Origin of the sequence: Polaromonas sp. 39-63-25, from assembly GCF_002278925.1 — a bacterium.
Taxonomy (GTDB): Bacteria; Pseudomonadota; Gammaproteobacteria; order Burkholderiales; family Burkholderiaceae_C; genus Polaromonas.
This window is the reverse complement of the sequence record NZ_NCJH01000008.1, coordinates 117,204-130,898: the sequence shown is the minus strand read 5'-3', so window position 1 is coordinate 130,898 and position 13,695 is coordinate 117,204. Positions and strand designations below refer to the sequence as shown.

12 protein-coding genes are annotated in these 13,695 nt (G+C 61.6%); 6 read left to right on the top strand and 6 right to left on the bottom strand.

The genetic code is table 11. The features are described from left to right. Window positions 1–17 precede the first annotated feature (17 nt). Window positions 18–455, bottom strand: a complete 438-nt coding sequence (locus B7X65_RS12270; protein WP_293594584.1) for a universal stress protein — start codon at window positions 453–455, stop codon at window positions 18–20. Window positions 456–660: 205 nt separating this feature from the next. Between B7X65_RS12270 and B7X65_RS12265 the strand changes: the two genes are divergently transcribed. Further along, window positions 661–1,677 (top strand): lipocalin-like domain-containing protein, encoded by a 1,017-nt coding sequence (locus B7X65_RS12265; RefSeq protein ID WP_293594646.1) that lies wholly within the window; start codon window positions 661–663, stop codon window positions 1,675–1,677. 195 nt (window positions 1,678–1,872) lie between these two features. Beyond that, entirely contained in the window at window positions 1,873–3,231 is a 1,359-nt protein-coding gene (locus B7X65_RS12260; RefSeq protein ID WP_293594583.1) for a HEPN/Toprim-associated domain-containing protein, read from the top strand. A 383-nt stretch (window positions 3,232–3,614) separates the two neighbouring features. On the opposite strand, the gene B7X65_RS12255 is transcribed toward B7X65_RS12260, so the two are convergent. Next, window positions 3,615–5,927, bottom strand: a complete 2,313-nt coding sequence (locus B7X65_RS12255; RefSeq protein ID WP_293594582.1) for a PAS domain S-box protein — start codon at window positions 5,925–5,927, stop codon at window positions 3,615–3,617. Window positions 5,928–6,016: 89 nt separating this feature from the next. Beyond that, window positions 6,017–6,148, bottom strand: a complete 132-nt coding sequence (locus tag B7X65_RS12250) for a hypothetical protein (protein ID WP_293594581.1) — start codon at window positions 6,146–6,148, stop codon at window positions 6,017–6,019. On the opposite strand from B7X65_RS12250, the gene B7X65_RS12245 reads away from it, so the two are divergent. From B7X65_RS12245 to B7X65_RS12230, 4 genes are all read left to right on the top strand, one after another. Beyond that, on the top strand, window positions 6,147–7,493 hold the full coding sequence (locus B7X65_RS12245; protein WP_293594580.1) for a sigma 54-interacting transcriptional regulator: 1,347 nt from the start codon (window positions 6,147–6,149) through the stop codon (window positions 7,491–7,493). The genes B7X65_RS12250 and B7X65_RS12245 overlap by 2 nt on opposite strands. Window positions 7,494–7,719: 226 nt before the next feature. Then, window positions 7,720–8,112: a globin family protein gene (locus B7X65_RS12240; RefSeq protein ID WP_293594579.1), complete on the top strand. Its 393-nt coding sequence runs from the start codon at window positions 7,720–7,722 to the stop codon at window positions 8,110–8,112. 234 nt (window positions 8,113–8,346) lie between these two features. Further along, complete coding sequence (locus B7X65_RS12235; protein WP_293594578.1) at window positions 8,347–9,780, top strand: DUF2235 domain-containing protein; 1,434 nt, start codon at window positions 8,347–8,349, stop codon at window positions 9,778–9,780. A 2-nt stretch (window positions 9,781–9,782) separates the two neighbouring features. Beyond that, window positions 9,783–10,481 carry a hypothetical protein gene (locus tag B7X65_RS12230; RefSeq protein WP_293594577.1) on the top strand — a complete coding sequence of 233 codons (699 nt, stop codon included), beginning with the start codon at window positions 9,783–9,785 and terminating at the stop codon, window positions 10,479–10,481. A 243-nt stretch (window positions 10,482–10,724) separates the two neighbouring features. Here B7X65_RS12230 and eutC read toward each other — a convergent pair whose 3' ends face one another. The 3 genes from eutC to B7X65_RS12215 all read right to left on the bottom strand — a co-directional run bounded on the left by eutC (window position 10,725) and on the right by B7X65_RS12215 (window position 13,676). Next, window positions 10,725–11,525 carry an ethanolamine ammonia-lyase subunit EutC gene (eutC, locus tag B7X65_RS12225; RefSeq protein ID WP_293594576.1) on the bottom strand — a complete coding sequence of 267 codons (801 nt, stop codon included), beginning with the start codon at window positions 11,523–11,525 and terminating at the stop codon, window positions 10,725–10,727. Beyond that, window positions 11,522–12,901 (bottom strand): ethanolamine ammonia-lyase subunit EutB, encoded by a 1,380-nt coding sequence (locus B7X65_RS12220; RefSeq protein WP_293594575.1) that lies wholly within the window; start codon window positions 12,899–12,901, stop codon window positions 11,522–11,524. Before B7X65_RS12220 ends, eutC begins: the two co-directional genes overlap by 4 nt. 292 nt (window positions 12,902–13,193) lie before the next feature. After that, window positions 13,194–13,676, bottom strand: a complete 483-nt coding sequence (locus tag B7X65_RS12215; RefSeq protein WP_293594574.1) for a rhodanese-like domain-containing protein — start codon at window positions 13,674–13,676, stop codon at window positions 13,194–13,196. Window positions 13,677–13,695: the final 19 nt, after the last annotated feature.

Genomic DNA, 13,695 nt, shown 5'->3' with positions numbered 1-13,695 from the left:
GTCGGCCCGGCGGCCGGTCAGTGGGTGATGGCCACCAGCACGCTGCAGGGCGCGTGTTCGATCAGCGACTTGGACACCGAACCACGCCACCAGCGCGCCGCCCAGCCATCGAGATGTTTATGGCCCACCACAATCAGGTCGGCGCTGATCTTTTTCGCGTACTTGGTGATTTCGTCAACGGTTTCACCCACCACCACCTCGCCCTTGGCCTGGTGGCCTGCGTCGGCAAGCTGACGCAAGCCCTCATCCAGAATGGCGGTGTACTTTTCCTTCTCGTGTTCGGCCAGGCTCCTGTCGTACACACCGCCTTCCACACCGATCAGGTCCATGTAGAGCGGCGTCACGGCAATCAGGGTCAGCGAGGCCTGGCTCCACTGCGCAATCTCCTGGCAGTCCAGCAGCGCCTTCTGCCCCGCCTTGGAGCCGTCATACGCCAACAAAATTTGCTTGTACATGGGTGCATCTCCTGCAGAGAGTCAAAGGAAAGGGTTTCATCAACGCTTCAAGGATAGACCTTACACCCGGCCCTCGCAACCCGGTGTTGTCCCGCACACCGGCCGTGCTTGCTGCGAGAATGATTCGATGCGCCCACACGCCACGCCTGCCCTTCATGCGCCCAGCCCGGTGCGCCGCCGCCTGTTGCAGGCACTGGCGGCGGGCATGGCGGCCGGCGCCGGCCCAGCCTTCGCGCTGCCCGCCAGGGTGCTGCAGTTTCCGCGCGACTTTGGTGCACACCCCGACTTTCGCACCGAGTGGTGGTACATCACCGGCCACGCCAACTCGGGCGCGCGCGAGTTTGGTTTCCAGCTCACGTTCTTTCGCTCGCGCGTGGACGGCACGCAGGGTATGGCGTCGAAGTTCGCCGCCAAACAGTTGATCTTCGCGCATGCGGCCGTCACCGACGTGGCGGGCAACAAACTCTGGCACGACCAGCGCATTGCCCGCGAAGGTTTTGACATTGCCAGCGCCAGCACGCAGGGCATGGCCCTGAAACTGCGCGACTGGTCGCTGCAAAGCCAGGGGCGCACGCACAGCGCCCGCCTGCCCGCCACCGACTTTGCGCTGAACCTGCAGTTCACCGAAACCCAGCCCGTGCTGCTGCAGGGCAAGCAGGGCCTGTCGCGCAAAGGGCCGGAAGAAAAACAGGCCAGCTACTACTACAGCCTGCCGCAACTGGCCACCAGCGGCAGCCTGCAGGTCAAGGGCCAAAACTTCAGCGTGAGCGGCAAGGCCTGGCTGGACCACGAGTGGAGTGAAGAGATACTGCACCCCAGCGCCGCAGGCTGGGACTGGATTGGCATGAACTTCGACGACGGCAGCGCCCTGACCGCCTTCCGGCTGCGCGACAAGGCCGGCAACACCTTGTGGGACGGCGGCTCGTTCCGTTCTGCCACAGGCGATGTGTATTCTTTCAGCCGCGGCGAAGTGATCTTCAAACCCGTGCGCCGCTGGAAAAGCCCGCTGAGCCAGGCCAGCTACCCGGTCGAGTGGCTGGTGCGCACCCCGGCCGACATCTACACCGTGCGCGCCGTCATCGACAACCAGGAACTCGACAGCCGCCAGTCCACCGGCGCCATCTACTGGGAAGGCCTGAGCGAGCTGATAGACAGCAATGGCAAACGCGTCGGGCGTGGGTACCTGGAGATGACGGGGTATGCGGGGGTGTTGCGGTTGTGATGATTGGCGTTGCTGGCTAACGGCAATATGTAGTTATCGATAGCAATCTGCGTTTGGTTGGCTATGTCGGTTATCGGCCAACACCAGACATTGGCGAAAGCTCCCGATAGCGGACAGTCATCCTCTATTTGGGGGATATAGTTCAGGCAAAGAATTCTCTCCAAGATCGCAAAGCAAACGCGCAGGAAGGATAACGTGGGTAGTTACGCTAAATGCTGGCTAGGCGACCTTAATGTCGGCTCTAGCAGGAATGAAATAGATCCAAACCTGATTTCTCTATTTCGTCAACAGGACAAAGTCGTCCTGTCTGCTCCGTTTCACAAGCTTCCGGCGAGCCTTGAGCACTATCGAGAGTCGCTAGAGGAGGACAGCGACCTCAAACTCGTCTACTACCAGGTCCCAGTTAATGTGGTACGCGACCGACTTGAAGTCCTTGGATACACCATAACTACCGTTGAGGATGCGTTTAGAGAGTGGGTCAAAGGTGAGCATGCGCAAAAAATCGAATCAATGAAAGTGTGGGCTGAACAGGACTCAGAAACTCGGAAGCTCATGGAGGATCATTACCGCACCGATGCCGAGATATTGGCGTCGGTAACACCCCGTAGTTGGATAGAGGGTCTAAAAATGATCCGGTCGTCCGAATTGGAAACCAGCTATCACGCCCGATTTGAAGGTCCCCATAAAGGAACGCTGATCGGGTACATGCTTTCCAATGAATGGTATGGCTTCCCTGGTTATGACGTCTTCGTGCCTTTGAGGCTCGCCATCGAGGCATTCGGGGACGACGGGGACTTAATCTACGATTTGACTGACTTGGTATGGTCTTCCAATTTCGACGAAGGGGAAGACTTCGTCGAATTTGGTCTAGGCGTTTCCGCAGCTGAATACAGCTCGATGGCTAAAACCATAGTCTTGACAGAGGGTAAAACCGATGCTTGGATTCTCAGCGAGTCTTTTAAGGTTTTGTATCCGCATCTGCAAGACTACTTCTCGTTCTTGGATTTTGAAAGCACTGGCTACGGCGGCGGGGTAGGTAACTTGGCCAATGTCGTAAAGGCTTTCGCCGGAGCTGGGATCGTGAATAACGTTGTGGCTTTGTTCGACAACGACACCGCTGCAGCAGCAGCGTGCAAAGCGATCGAGAAGATTGCTTTGCCAGCGAATATTGTGATTCGACAGCTACCGAAGCTCGATTTTCTAGAAAATTATCCGACGATAGGACCAACCGGCGCAGCAAAATTAGATGTCAATGGAATTGCAGCCAGCATTGAACTTTACTTGGGTGAGGATGTGTTGAGATTAGACAGCGGGAATCTTGCGGTAGTTCAGTGGACTGGATACGAAAAATCTGTGAATCAGTACCAAGGCGAACTTCTAGAAAAGTCTAAAGTGCAAGCGCGTTTTCGTGAAAAACTATCTCGCCACAGCGGCCCGGCAGGGCCAGACTGGGACGGCCTTAGGGCCGTGTTTAGGGTACTGTTTTCTGCTTTCGAGGAAAAGAACAGGGGCGCTATCTGCAAGCGTCCCACAGAATACTATGGCGTTAGCTAGCACTAGAGTAGGGCTGCTTACCGCAGGCAGTTTTTGTAGATCGTCGATTACAAATAGAGCGTCCGCTCTCCATGAGCCCAACCGACCGCAAAGGGCCCATAACAGACATCCTGCAACGGAGGTTGTGTCTATCGCGCAAGGGCTACTGACTACCGATAACTACATATTCTCGATAGTTATGGTTTCTTTGCAAATGCCGTCCCAAGCAACAACCCCGGTGCAGCAGTCACAGTCCCATTTTCGGACTTCATTTTGACAAGCATTTCAGCGTGCCGGCCGCTTCTGAATTTTATGCATTTTCGGCCTGCAGTCCTTATTACACAAGCGTAAATAGCTACTAAATCAATAGCATCTTCCAAACTCACTCACAGAAGAAGTCCGGCTTAAAGGGTCACAACAAACGAAGTACGCCGCCCCGGATTACTCTGCACCTCGATGCTGCCGCCGTGCAGATCGACGGCGGTCTTCACAATCGCCAGACCCAGCCCGGTGCCGGGGATATCGCCAACGTTGCTGGCGCGGTGAAACGACTCGAACAGATGCGGCATTTCTTCAGCGGGAATGCCAATGCCCTGGTCTTCCACTTCAAACACGGTGCGCCCCGCCCTGTCTGAAATGGTGAAAGCCACCTGCCCGCCGCGCGGTGAATACTTGATGGCGTTGGACAGCAGGTTTCCAAAGATGTGGCGCAGCAGCTTGGCGTCAAACAGACCGGTGGCCACCCGTGGTGAAAATTGCGTGGTCACCGTGCAAGCGCCTTTGGACTGCAGGCGCGCCTCGTCCACGATGGCGTGGCACAGCGCAGGCAAATCAAGCTCCTGCGGGCGAAACTCCAGCATCTGGGCGTCGACCTGGCCGATCAGCAGCACGCGGTCCAGCATGCGGGTCATGCGCTGCACACCGGCGCCTATGCTTTCCAGGATTTCCGCTTTTTCGCTTTCCGGCATGCGGTCGCTGTACTCGCGCAGCAGTTCTGAAGCAGACAAAATCGCCGCCAGCGGGGTGCGAAACTCATGGCTGGTCATGGAGACAAAACGCGAGCGCAGGTCATTGAGCTCTTTCTCGCGCTGCAGGGCGGCCCGGATGTTGTCTTCTGCGCGGCGCCGGTCGGTGATGTCCAGCAGCGTCCAGATCACGCCGGCGGCCGGGTTGTTCGGGCTGACGCAGCGGCCGGCCAGCTGCACCCACAAAGTTTCACCGTCGCGCCGCAGCAGGCGCCGCTCTTCCACATAGACCCCGTCGCGGATCAGCGCCGCCAGGGTTTCGCTGCCGTGCGCCTCAAAGGTCTGGTCGTCGGCATAAAACAGCCGGGTCGAACGGCCCACCAGTTCTTCGCGGGCATAACCCGTCATCTCGACATATTTGTCATTGACCCACTGCATGCGCCGGCCGACGTTGTAGCTGATGCCCACCAGGGCGCTGTTGAAAATGGCCTCGCGCTCGGACGAAGCGCGTGCCAGCGCGACCTCCAGCGCCTTGCGCGGCGAGATGTCCATCACCGCCCAGACACTGCCCTGAGTCTGGTCGATCACGCTCACCGGTTTGCCGGACACCGTGGCCCAGAACAGGCTGCCATCGGTCTTGCGCATCTCCAGGTCACTCTGGTAGATGCGGCCTTCGCGGTTGCAAGCGGCTATATCCTTGGCCACGCGCAGGTATTCGTCGGGTGAGGCAAACAGCGCGCGCCAGTCGGTCGGCCCGCCGGCTTCGGGCGCCAGGCCGAACATTTTGGCCAGCGCGCGGTTGGACCAGCGAAACGCACCTTCCGGTGTCAGGAAGGCAATGCCCACCAGGGAATTTTCAAGAACGGTCTCGCGCTCCTGCAAGGTGTCACGCAACTTTTCTTCCAGGGCTCGCCGGCTGCTGATGTCCGAGAAGAAAGTCAGTGTGGCCTGCTCGCCGTCCCAGGGAACCACGGTCACGCTGATGCCTATCCAGCGGACTTCACCGTCGGGCATCAGCAGGCGAAGCTCATAACGGCTGGGCACCGCTTCACCCGCCAGGCGCCGGTTCTGCCGGTCCAGCACCAGCGCGTGGTCATCGGGGTGCACACGGTGCAGGAAGCCGATCTGCTGCATCTCTTCCAGCGACATGCCGGCCAGTTCTGCGGCACGCGGGTTGGCAAACGCAACACGCTGGTCCTTGATGACGATCATGCCCTCGCTGACATGTTCGATCACCGCGCGGTACCTCTCCTGCGACAGGCGCAAGGCCTGCTCGGCCGAGCGGCGGCCGGAGATGTCGCGGATGAAGGCGCCGAAATTGATTTCTTCATCGACCACCACGCTGAAGATGGACAGCTCGATGGCGACCAGCGCACCACTTTTGTGCAAGGCCTCAATTTCCAGCAGGCGGTTCACGGGCTGGCTTTGGCCGCTCTGCAGGTAGCGGGCCAGCCCGGCTTCATGCGCCTGCCGGTGCTGGGGCGGCACAATCAGCCGGCACATGTTCTGGCCCAGCGCTTCAGAGGCGGTCCAGCCCAACATGCGCTCGGCGCTGGCATTCCAGCTGGTGATCAGCCCCTGCGCGTTCATTTCCAGCACCGCGTCGCGGGCTGATGCCAGCAAGCTCACCATGTGCCGCTGCCGGGCTTCGAGCGCGCGGATCACTTTGACCGGGTCGGCCTCCACACCGGGGGTGTTCGAGGCGAAAGGCGGCGCAGTCAACACTTCAGGCGGTTCAGGGTCTGTGTTCATGGCGGTCAGTTGAAGAGTGTTGAGTCTGCGCGGCAGGCCCCGGAAGCGGGCTGTGCTGCGCGCATTCTCTGCGATGCCCATGAGATCGGTCAATCAAAAGCGGGCTGGCCGGTGGCTGCCGCTTTGGCCTGGCGCCGGTGTTTTTGCTTATAGAATTCTCCGGACCACAGCCGCGCCACCGCCACCTGCAGCGGCAAGTGCTGAACCGGACGGGCAACCATGGCGCGTATTCTGATCGTTGACGATGACCCGGCCCTGCTGAGGCTGCTGTCTTTGCGCCTGCACTACGAGGGGCACAGCACCATCGAAGCCGGCAGTGGCGCTGCCGCCCTGTCCAGGCTCGATCACGAACTGCCCAACATCCTGATCACCGACTTGCGCATGCCGGGCATGGACGGGCTGCAACTGTTTGAAGCCGTGCACCGGCGCTACCCCCTGCTGCCGGTTTTGATGCTGACCGCCAACGGCACCATTCCCGATGCGGTGCAGGCCATGCAACGCGGTGTGTTTGGCTACATCACCAAGCCTTTTGAGGGGGTGGACCTGATGCGCGAGGTGGATCGCGCGCTGGAGGTCTCGTCCGCACTCGGCGCCGACATGCCGGGCGAGCAGCCGGGCGAAGCGTGGCGGCAGGCGATTGTCACGCGCAGTCCGCGCATGGAAAAGCTGCTGGCCGAGGCCAGGCTCATGGCCCAGAGCGATGCCTCGGTGCTGATCCACGGCGAAAGCGGAACCGGTAAGGAGCTGCTGGCGCGTGCCCTGCACGCCTCCAGCGCCCGCGCCGCCCAAGCCCTGGTGGCGGTCAACTGTGGCGCCATCCCGGAGAACCTGGTCGAGTCCGAGCTGTTTGGCCATGTGAAAGGTTCTTTCACCGGCGCGGTGCGTGACAGTGTGGGCCTGTTCTCCAGTGCCGACCGGGGCACGATTTTTCTTGATGAAATTGCCGACCTGCCGCCGGCCATGCAGGTCAAGCTGCTGCGCGTGCTGCAGGAGCGGGAGGTGCGCCCCGTGGGTGCGCCCAGGCCGCACAAGGTGGATGTGCGCGTGATCGCCGCGTCCAACCGCCGGCTGGAAGATGAAGTCGCAGCGGGGCGCTTTCGCGAGGATCTGTTCTACCGGCTCAACGTGGTGGGCTTGACGCTGCCGCCGCTGGCTGAGCGCCGTGAAGACATTGCCTTGCTGGCCAACCACTTCATGCGCAGCCTGGCGCAGCGTTACGCCAAGGCCCTGACGGCGTTTGCACCGGGCGCACTTGAGCTGCTGGGGGCGGCACCCTGGCCGGGCAATGTCCGGCAGTTGCAGAACGTGGTTGAGCGCTGTGTGGTGCTGTGCACCGGCACGCTGATTCCGGTCAGCCTGGTGCAAAGTGCACTGAGCAGCCAGGGGCCGGAGCTGTTGCCGCTGGATGAGGCGCGCAAGGAATTTGAGCGCGGGTATTTGACCCAGTTGCTCAAGATGACCAATGGCAATGTGGCGCAGGCCGCCAAGCTGGCCAAGCGCAACCGGACCGACTTCTACGCCTTGCTGGCGCGCCACGATCTGGTGTCGACCAGCTTCAAAAGCTGAACCGGGCACCGGCCACGCTCTGGTGTTGCGTTGTCGGTTTTCACCGACAAGCGGAACCCCTGATTTTGCTGGCCTTTTTTTACCTAGCCGGAAATGTTGTCTGTGGATGCCGACAACTGACTCCTGCAACTTCTCGGTAACTCCTTGATTTCATTGAAGAAATGATCTGGCACAGATCTTGGGTGACAAGGCGGGTCCATCCCATAAAACTTCACGAGGAAACCCCATGAACTCAGAGCAGATCCAACTGGTGCAATCGACTTTCGACCTGGTGCGCCCGATTGCCCCAACCGCCGCCGACCTTTTCTACAAACGCCTTTTTGTCCTGAACCCCTCGCTTCGTCCGATGTTCAAGGGTGATCTGGTGGACCAGGGCCGCATGTTGATGTCCATGCTGAACGCGGCCGTCAACGGTCTCACGAATCTGGAGTCCATGATTCCCGTGGTGCGCCAGCTGGGCGCGCGGCACGTCAAGTACGGCGTGCGCGACGAGCATTACATCACTGTCGGCAGCGCCCTGCTCTGGACGCTGGCGCACGGTCTGGCAAGGCGGATTTCGCAGCCAATAGCTGGCTATTGGCAAGAAATTCAACGCAGCAGGCCGCCCGAGCCCGGCTGATCGCGCGCCGCAGGGGACTTGTTCGGCGCTTCCCTAAGCGCCATTGCAAGCGGGCGCGCCTGATGCGGGTCAAGCCGCTCAGCGCGCCGCGGCGTGACATGAGGTCAAACAGGGCCTCACGCCAATGCGCCATGCCGGCGCCACCCGTCCCAAAGCACCATCCCACAAATGGAGGATGCGGCAACAAGCGAGTCCGGCGAAAATTGACCAGGAATACTTTTTCTGGGGACCTCCATGCAAATCCTGGTCGTGGCAATCAGCTCCAGCCTCCGTCTTCTTGGGTCAGGCCTCCTTGCATTCGCAATTGTTGGCTGCAGCACCATCACGCACAAGCAGGCAGTGGGTATACCAAAAGACGATAAGCCCCAGCATATTGCGATCTTCTTCGACGGCACGCACAACGATGAAGCGTCGGATACAAATATCAAACGACTGCACTCACTGGTGAGCTTGCAAGGGCGCGCGGACCTCACTACCTTGTACATCGAAGGCGTTGGGACACGCGCCGACATTGCGGGCATGGCCACTGGCTACGGGCTCGGTGAGCGGGTTCGCATCGCCTATGGTTTTCTTTTAAAGCACCACCGCCCGGGAGACAAGGTGTACCTGTTTGGCTTCAGCCGCGGGGCGTATGCCGCGCGGGTACTGAACTCGCTGCTGTACCACGCTGGCTTGCCCGACAAACCCAACAACCGGACCCACGTGGACGTGGCGGAAGAGGTCTACGAGCTGGTCAAGGTCGAGAGCGACTACCCTGCCCAGTACGAGCCATTGCGGCGTCAACGTGTGCAAGAAGATCTTCAGACACGAAAGTTGGGGAAAGTGGATCCTCGGACACGCAAGTTGGGTCCGGCGCCGGCTGTGGAAGTGCAAGTGCTTGGACTTTGGGACACCGTGGAAGCACTTGGCGCACCCAACTGGCTGAGCCGGATCAGCCATAAAGCCCAGATTCAGCAGCACCTCGCGGACGTCGATAACGCGAATTCGCGGTACGGCGACAAGCTGTGCAATGTTCACTATGCGTTTCACGCCATGTCAATTGATGACAATCGCGAATGGATTTTTACCCCGCAGCTCCTGACGCGCCGGCACCTTGTGGCCGGATGTTCACCCGCCGAGCGCCCTCCCATTCTCGACGAGCGCGGCAACGTGCGGCCTGGTCGACTTCGCGAGGTGTGGTTTGCGGGTGCCCATTCTGACGTGGGTGGTGGGTACGCAGACGCACGCATGAGCGGGGTGAGCTTGAACTGGATGCTTGAGGAAATGCGCAAGGCCAACGTGGATCTGGTGCCAACAGGAACCAAAGTGCCGGAGGATCGCTTTGGCACAAGTCACAACCCCGAGGCCGGGGCTTTCTCGGCCATCTATCATTCGATCAACCGCGACCTGGTGGCGTACGTGCGCAGCGACGCCAGCCTGGTGAACCGGCTGTGCGTGCACCCATCGGTGTTTGAAAGGCGGAAATTTGTTCCCGTGAGATCGCATGAAAACAGTCAGTTGCAGTTGCGAAAGCCTGGCCGCGCATGCCTGAAGATGGCGAAGCCGCAACTCAACAGCCTGGACGCGCACGGCCGACTCACACAATCTGTCGAAACGGGAGATCAATGCCCGACAGGCACCGCGGCCATCGTGGACGTACGTGAAGATCCAGATTGCCAGGGGAAATAGCCATGAAAGTTCGCAATATCTTGCTCCCCGCGGTCCTGGTAGTTACCGCGACCCTGACCGGCTGTGCTGCGGTTCGGTATGAACCGACGTCCTATGACTCACCCAAGCCCGTCGAGGCCGGGGTGCCGGGCTGCTTGTCGGCGGGCGCCCTTGCCGCCCCGGGCGATGAGTGCCTCGCGCTTGTACGCGCCGACCAGTGGTGGTCCGACACAGGCGTAACTGTGAAGAAACAGGCAGCCTACAGGCTGACCGTTCCCCCGCATCAAGTCTGGTTCGACAAGGGCATCGTCAATAAACCGCCTTACGGTGACCCCGGGAACCGACTCATGAATCTTTTTGAGAGCTACAAGCGACATGAGGGGGGCTTGTGGTTCAGCCTGATTGCGGCGGTCGTCGAGCGGGGTCCTGGCCTGGACAGACGGGAATACCAAAGCGTCGATATCGGAGCGGCCATCAAGAAAGAGTGCGAAGAGTGCGACAGCGTTATTTTCGTGGCGAAGGAGGACGGCGCCCTGTCGCTCTACCCCAATGATGCAAAAGGACCTGCCTCGCACCCTACTTTTTTCTACGAGAACAACAGCGGTCAGATCTGGGTGCGAGTGCGCTGGCTAACAGATAAAGAGAAAGAGGCGTCGGCGGCGACAGAAACGGGGGTGGCCGATGGCTGCAGGCCGCGGACTAAGCCGACGGTCGCCCAATAACCCAGCGGCGGGCGCCTGTGTTTCCGTGTTGACGATCAAAAATTCCAGGCGGCGAGCGCCTGGCGTGATGCGTGGCGCACGCAAGCTATCGGACATCGAACATTCCCGATAAATAGAAAGTCGCCATGACAAGTTCCGAATGCGATATGGAACGTTTTAGGCCTTCAGCCCTTTGATGGCGGGCGCAACCAGCTATCAAATAAATAGCATCTCCGTACGCGCTGGATGGAAACTCTGCCATCCCTACCCCGCCGGCACGTGCACTGGCTGGCCCATCTGGTCCTTCAGCGCGACACCCGAGCGTTGTTGAACACGCATCTGGTTCAGCAGCCAGGCGATCTTGGCCGCTGCGGCCTGCGGGGTCAGGCCCTGGGTCCGGATGTTGGAGACGCAGTTGCGGTCGGCGTCGCTGGTGGCTGCGCCGGGCGCCCAGGTGATGTAGGCGCCCAGGCTGTCGGGCGACGACAGGCCCGGCCTTTCACCGATCAGCACCAGCACCGCCTCGGCCTGCAGGGCGCGCGCCACGGCATCGCCCGCCGCAACACGGCCGTGGTGCAGCAGCACCACTGGTGCCAGCACCCAGCCCTGCGTTTGCAGCAGCGGCAGCAGCGCTTCAAGCACCGGCAGGGCATGGCACTGCGTGGCCTGGGCGGACAGGCCGTCGGCCAGCACCACGACCAAGCCGCCGCGCAAGCCGCTGGCTTGCAGCAGCGCCAGCGAATCGGCATCGAGCTGGCGCCCGAGGTCAGGCCGCATCAGGTAGCTGCGCCTGTCGGGTGCGGCGCTGCGGCAGACCAGCGCGGGCTGACCCAGCAGCGACAGGCCGGCCAACAAGGGACCGGTATCCAGCGCGGCGCCTACCGCATCACGCGCCCGAGCGTGGGCCAGGCGGAAGTCCAGCAGTGCGGGTGTGGCCAGCGAGGCGCCGGTGCGCGGCAGGCCGATGCGTGCGGCCGTCAGCGGCCGCAGCGCCGCCCACAACTCGGCCGTGCCGGACGGCGTATCGAGAGGTGCCGGGGGCTGGGGTTGCTTCTTGTCGTTCATGGCTTGGCGCTGTTGCCCAGCAGTTGCCGGAAAGGCAGCGGCACGGCGCCCGGCCGCACGCGGCCCTGGCCGTCCACCAGGCCCTGCGCGGCCAGCCACAACTCGAACTCGGGCGCGCACCGCTTGCCCAGCAAATCGCGCATGGCCAGCGCGTCGTGGAAAGAAGTGCTCTGGTAACCCAGCATGATGTCGTCGGCGCCGGGCACACCCATGACAAAGTTGACACCCGAGGCCACCAGCAGGGCCAGCAGCGCGTCCATGTCGTCCTGGTCGGCCTCCGCGTGGTTCGTGTAACAGACGTCGCAGCCCATGGGCAGGCCGAGCAGCTTGCCGCAGAACTGGTCTTCGAGCGCGGCGCGCGTGATCTGTTTGCCGTCGTACAGATACTCGGGGCCGATGAAGCCGACCACCGTGTTGACGAGAAAAGGCTTGAAGTGCCGCGCCACGGCGTAGGCGCGCGCCTCCATGGTCTGCTGGTCCACGCCGTGGTGCTGCCCGGCCGACAGCGCGCTGCCCTGCCCTGTCTCGAAATACATGACATTGCTGCCGACCGTGCCGCGCGCCAGCGACTGCGCCGCGTCGTGCGCCTCCTGCAGCAGCGCGAGATTGATGCCGAAGCTGCGATTCGCGCCTTCGCTGCCGGCGATGGACTGGAACACCAGGTCCACCGGCGTGCCGCGGGCGATCAGGTCCAGCGTGGTGGTGACATGCGCGAGCACGCAGCTTTGCGTGGGAATGGCGAGTTTGCTGCGCACTTCGTCGAGCAGGCACAGCAGCGCGTGCGCGCTGTCTGGGCTGTCGGTGGCGGGGTTGATGCCTATCATCGCGTCGCCCGCGCCCAGCAGGAGGCCGTCGAGAATGCTGGCGGCAATGCCGCGCAAGTCATCGGTCGGGTGGTTCGGCTGCAGCCGCACCGAGAAGCGCCCGGGCAGGCCGACGGTGTTGCGAAAACGCGTGACCACGCTGCATTTGGCGGCGACGATCATCAGATCCTGCAGGCGCATGAGTTTGCTGACGGCGGCCACCATCTCGGGCGTCAGGCCGGGCGCCAGGGCGCTCAAGACGGCGGTGTCGGCAGTGTCACTCAGCAGCCAGTCGCGCAGGCCGCCCACCGTGAGCTGCGCCACGGGCGCAAAGGCGGCGCTGTCATGCGTGTCGATGATGAGCCGGGTGACCTCGTCGGCCTCATACGGCACGAGGGCGTGGCTGAGAAAGTCTTTCAGCGGCACGTCGGCCAGCGCAAACTGCGCTGCCACCCGCTGCTCGGCCGAGGTGGCGGCCAGCCCGGCCAGCACGTCGCCGCTGCGCAGCGGCGAGGCACACGCCATCAAGGTGGCGAGGTCGCTGAAGACATGGTTCTCTTGACCAACCGGCATACGGTACATCGCTGTGGGCCCAGGTTAAGCCTCTATCGTAGGGGAAGCGGCCTTGCCGTGCGGCAGAACGCACGGGGCTTCGCCGGCGCGCAACGCCGGAAAAACACGCCCGGGTGAAGTTCATGCATGTTTTATGCCTCGAGCCCTTGCTGTACCTGCGCAAGCAGCTATTAAATACATAGCAAGGCAATACGCCCTTTGAGGGGCGAGCAGCTGGAACTGCCGGAGCGGGCGGCGGCGTTGCGGCTTCAGGGGCGCAGGAATGGGCTGGCAGCGCTACAGAGGTGCTGATTCACTTGCGCTCTTTGCTGGCGCGGGCATGGGCCTCCAACCCGCCGCGGGCTTTCCATTCCCCATAACCGCCATGCAGGATGCGCACGTTGTCGTAGCCGGCCATCCTCAGCGCCATCGCCACCTGACCTGAAAACGAACCGGTATTGCAGTAGGCCAGGATGGTCCTGTCCTTCGGCAGCTTGCCGCGCTCGGCAAACACCTTGCGCCATTCGATGTTGCTTGCGCCCGGAATGTGCTCTTTCGCGAATTGCCCCGCGTCGCGCACGTCGAGAACGTAGAACCTCTTGTAGTCCTCGGCCGGAATCTGTTCGGCAGCGATGGTGCCGCTGTTGTAGTCGGAAAATTCGAAGTAGGTCTCCAGCGCTTCGGTGGTGGCCTTGTCGAGCTGGGCATGCGCAACGACCGGCAGCGCTGCCAACGCGGCCAAGGCGGCGGATGCGGCCAGGCGGCGCGAACAGAGGGCGAGGAACTTCAGTGTCATGGATGGTCTCCGGGTTTTG